The following is a 4565-nucleotide window of genomic DNA, read 5'->3' as shown; positions in this document are numbered from 1 at the left end:
GTGGGGGCAGGGGCAAGGAGCGGTGGCAGTCGCTCCCAGTCAAAACAGGTGTTTCCTAAATGAGCCAGGCGATCGCCGAGGTGCTGAAATTCCCTTGATTCATGGGGCGGCACTAAGCCGAGGTGGCGACTGGGGAGTGCCAAGGCCTGATCGCGATAGATGACACCGAGAATGGGCACCCCAAGGGGGGCAAGGGCAGCTTCTAACATTTGCCGGTGGCGATCGCTGGCCACTCGATTTAAGACCACGCCGGCAATCTGGACAGAGGGATGATAGTGGCAGAAGCCATAGACTAAAGCCGCCACGGAAGCCGCCTGTTTTTGCACATCCAAGACCAGTAGGATGGGAGCCTGCAAGAGTTGGGCAATGTGTGCCGTACTGCCCTCATGGCTGCCCCCCCAACCATCAAATAGCCCCATCACCCCCTCAATGAGCACCGCATCCATCCCCTGACTGTGATAGCCAACGCAGGCACGGACATAGTCAGCACTGGTGAGCACAGCATCGAGGTTACGGCAGGGGCGACCACTAATAGTGGTGTGAAACAGCGGATCAATGTAGTCAGGACCGACCTTAAACGTTTGGACGCGCTGCCCCCGTGCCCTTAAGGCTGCATTCAAGGCCAAAGCAACTGTTGTTTTGCCGACACCACTGCGATCGCCCGCTATCACCAACGCCATCGTTAATCCCGTTCCCCAAGAAAAATCAATCTATGGCCACAATCCATCGCAATGCCTGCATTTCAGGGAGATTCCCTACCCCAGCCGCCGTGAGAGCGACCCCCCACCCCTGTAAGATAGGAGACTAAGCGTGCAGTCAACAGTTGGGTCAGGGTCTATGACAGCGGTAACTTCGGTGCCCAGTTTCTGTGAAGGAATCCAGTATTTTGGCGACGATTGGCCAGATTGGCAACGGTATGGTCAAAGCCCGCTTCTCAATGACCAACAGAGCACCCTCACAGACTTAGACACCCCTGCGGCCGCCTATCAAACGCTTCTCTATGCCGATGCCCTGCGCTATCTGATTTTACAGATGACCGGCACTAAGGCGTCAGGTCACCCCGGCGGTTTTGCCAGCCAAGCGGAAGCCTATGCCGCCCTAGTCATGCTGGGGCACAAAAATATCATCACAGAAGTAGGGCACCACGCTCCCGGCTTCTATGCCGCCCTGTTCTTGGATCGCTCCCTAGAGAAGATGGGCATTTATACGGTTCAAGACCTGCGCGATCGCTTCCGCGAAAAACATGGCCTTTTGGGTCACCTCTCTGGCTATATTCCGGGGATTCTGGCGCCCGCCGGTCCCCTGGGACAGGGACAGCACTTTGCCATGGCCGCTGCTTGGTTACACCGCCAGACCCTCTTTCCCTTCACCTTAGGCGATGGCGGTCTTGGGGAACCCTACGTCATGAGCAGTATGGCTCACTTCCACACCGCTTTCCCAGAGGTCACCAACTTCCTGCCCGTCCTCGTGTGGAATGGCTTTAGCCAAGAGCACCACAGCATGGTCTCCTGCAAAACCAATCCCGAAATGATGGCCTACTGGCACGGTAATGGCTTCCAAGAGGTGGTGCTGGTGGATGCCAAGGACTTTGATGATAGCGGCCAAGAAGGGGATTACGTTGATAGCACGCTCTTTTCCTTTGGGCAGCGATTGGCCTTCATGCAGGCGGTGCTCAAGGGGGTCCAGGAGGCGGCGCGATCGGCCCTCTCTGGGAAGTTAACGGTCTTTATCCTCAAACAACTGAAAGGCGCTGGCGTTCATGCCAAAGGGGCGAAGTCCCACAATCTCTACGCCCAGCACACCCTCGACAACCCCGATATTGTCAATGCCCTGAAAGCCCGTGCCCTTTCCCCCGCTGCTTGGGAACTGGTGCGCCAAAACTGCGTTGCTGCGGCCGGCGGGCCTGCGGCAGAGGTGGTGGTTACTGAGCAGGTCTTGGACTTACCCCCCCTCGGTGAGATTTCCCTTGAGGCCTATGAATTGGGAGAAAACAAGGTTGCAACCACAGCCATGGGGCGGATGGTGGCCGAAGTGGGGCAGCGCGATCGCCGCTACCTTGTTACGAATGCTGATGGCAATGAGGCCTCTGGGATCGGCAACATCAACCAAGCCCTGAAGATTATTCACCCGACGACAGATCCCCTCTACAACCAAGTGCCCAATGGCCAAGTCTATGAACCCCTGAGCGAGGATGCCTGTGCGGGTCTGGCGGCAGGGTTGTGCTTGATGGGGAGCCGCAGCCTTTGGTGCTCCTACGAATCCTTTGCGATTAACGGCCTTCCCATTTGGCAAACGGTCACCCAAGCCATGGCCGAACTCCGTCGCCCCACACCCGCCACAGTGACCCTTTACACTGCGGGTGCCCTTGAGCAGGGGCGCAATGGTTGGACGCACCAACGCCCGGAAATTGAAGCCTACTATGCTGCCCTGTTGCGCAATGGCAATGTCTTTGCCCTCTTTCCCCCCGATGCCAACAGTATTCAAGTGTGCTATCGCTGGGCACTGACGGCTCAAAACAAGGGAATTGCCATCTTTGCCAGTAAAACCCCCCTACCGGTGCGCACCACCTTTGCCCAAACAGAACAGGCCCTTGATGACGGTGCGGCGACCCTCTACGAGTCTGCCAGTGGTAGTGCCACATTGGTGCTGGCGGTGCTGGGGGACATGATTTTGCAACCCGTGTATAGTGCCCTGCCCCAGTTGGAGCAGCTGGGCTATCGGGTGCGGATTGTCTCGGTGATCAATCCTCGGCGACTGTACCGCCCCAGCGATGTTGCTTGGCAAACCTGTGCTGAACCCGATGGTGGCTTTGCCGATGAGGCCACGTTCCAGCGGCTTTTTGGTGGTGATGCCCTTTTGGGAGTCACGGGGGGGCCTGCGGCGCTGTTGGAGCCAATTCTTTTGCGTGCCACCTGTCCCCGCGATGTGTTGGCTTGGCAACGGGGAGAAACGACGGCTAGCCCCGCCGAACTCATGGCCTACAATGGCCTCACCCCCGAAGCGATGTGCGATCGCGCCCGTTCACTCCTGAAGTAAATGCCCATGACTGCCGCCCATCAAAAAGCCCGTGCCCTCAAGCCCGGTAGCCCCCGCCCTGCCAAGGCGCTGTGCAGTGAGTGTGGCCTCTGCGACACCTACTATATTCACTACGTTAAGGAGGCCTGTGCCTTCCTCAATCAGCAGTTTGAGAGCCTCGAGCAGCAAAGTCATGGCCGTGCCCGTGATCTTGGCAACTGGGACGAGTGCTACTTTGGCGTTCACCAGCAGATGATGGCGGCTCGCAAAACCGAACCCATTGCGGGGGCGCAGTGGACGGGCATCGTCAGCAGTATTGCCATTGCCATGTTGGAGTCGGGACGGGTTGAGGGCGTTGTCTGCGTTCAAAATAGCGAGAGCGATCGCTTTACCCCCAAGCCGGTGATTGCCCGTAGCCGCGAGGAGATTCTGGCCGCTCGCGTCAATAAACCCACCCTGTCTCCCAATCTTTCGGTGCTGGAGCAGGTGGAGCAATCCGGCCTCAAACGGCTGTTGGTGATTGGTGTCGGTTGTCAAATTCAAGCCCTGCGAGCGGTACAGAACAAACTGGGTCTTGAGAAGCTCTACGTCTTGGGCACGCCCTGCGTGGATAACGTCACCCGTGCAGGTCTGCAAAAATTCCTTGAAACCACCAGCCGATCGCCCGAAACCGTGATTTACTACGAGTTCATGCAGGACTTTCGCGTACATTTCAAGCACAGCGACGGCTCCACAGAAACCGTGCCCTTCTTTGGCCTCAAAACGAATCAACTCAAGGATGTCTTTGCCCCCTCGTGCATGAGTTGCTTTGACTACGTGAATGGCCTTGCTGATCTGGTCGTGGGCTACATGGGCGCCCCCTTTGGTTGGCAGTGGCTGGTGGTGCGCAATGAGCTAGGTCAAGAAATGCTTGACCTCGTGCGCGATCAATTGGAAACGCAACCCGTTACGAGTGCCGGCGATCGCCACGCTGCGGTGCAACAAAGCATTCCTGCCTACGATAAAGGCGTTACGCTCCCCATGTGGGCGGCGAAACTAGTCGGCCTAGTGATTGAGCGCATTGGCCCCAAAGGGCTTGAATATGCCCGCTTTTCCATTGATTCCCACTTCACCCGCAACTATCTCTATGTGCGGCGCAACTACCCCCAAAAACTCGCCGCTCACGTGCCCGCCTTTGCCAAAAAAATTGTTGATCAGTATCAACTCCCCGCCCAATAATCGCGACAAAAAAAGCCCCCCTGTAGGGAGCGATATTTGGACTTATCAGAGGCTTAGGAGCAACCTGTTTAGGCTTCAATGCTTGGGGCAACCATCGCCACAGGAGCCGATTCACCGCTCGCCAAGTCGAGGGGGAAGTTGTGGGCATTTTGACCAAACTTGTAGCCATAGTTGGTGGATTCGGTTTCAGTGGTTTCCCGAATCAAGCTAGAGGTCACCAGAGAACCGTGCATAGCGGCAAACAGGGCACCGCCACACCTAGCCTGTGGAAGGGGTGCTTGACTTCTCCCCTTCTTGAAAGAGAGAGGATTCCCAAAGGATGCTACGCAACG

General features: G+C 57.0%; 3 protein-coding genes and 1 pseudogene. 2 read left to right on the top strand and 2 right to left on the bottom strand.

From position 1 onward, the window contains the following. Positions 1 to 680, bottom strand: a 680-nt coding sequence (locus IGQ15_RS10450) for a cobyrinate a,c-diamide synthase (RefSeq protein WP_297051526.1), incomplete at its 3' end; no start/stop codon positions are given. Positions 681 to 837: 157 nt separating this feature from the next. Between IGQ15_RS10450 and IGQ15_RS10445 the strand changes: the two genes are divergently transcribed. Further along, positions 838 to 3036 (top strand): phosphoketolase, encoded by a 2199-nt coding sequence (locus IGQ15_RS10445; RefSeq protein WP_297051525.1) that lies wholly within the window; start codon positions 838 to 840, stop codon positions 3034 to 3036. Positions 3037 to 3042: 6 nt separating this feature from the next. Next, entirely contained in the window at positions 3043 to 4233 is a 1191-nt protein-coding gene (locus IGQ15_RS10440; protein WP_363315845.1) for a Coenzyme F420 hydrogenase/dehydrogenase, beta subunit C-terminal domain, read from the top strand. Between the two features lie 68 nt (positions 4234 to 4301). Here the strand turns inward: IGQ15_RS10440 and IGQ15_RS10435 are convergent. Then, positions 4302 to 4487: pseudogene (locus IGQ15_RS10435) on the bottom strand (hypothetical protein); the annotation flags it as partial. Between the last annotated feature and the right edge of the window lie 78 nt (positions 4488 to 4565).

The sequence above is a fragment of the Thermosynechococcus sp. M98_K2018_005 genome, assembly GCF_015295825.1.
Lineage (GTDB): Bacteria > Cyanobacteriota > Cyanobacteriia > Thermosynechococcales > Thermosynechococcaceae > Thermosynechococcus.
This window is presented reverse-complemented; position numbering and strand designations above follow the sequence as displayed.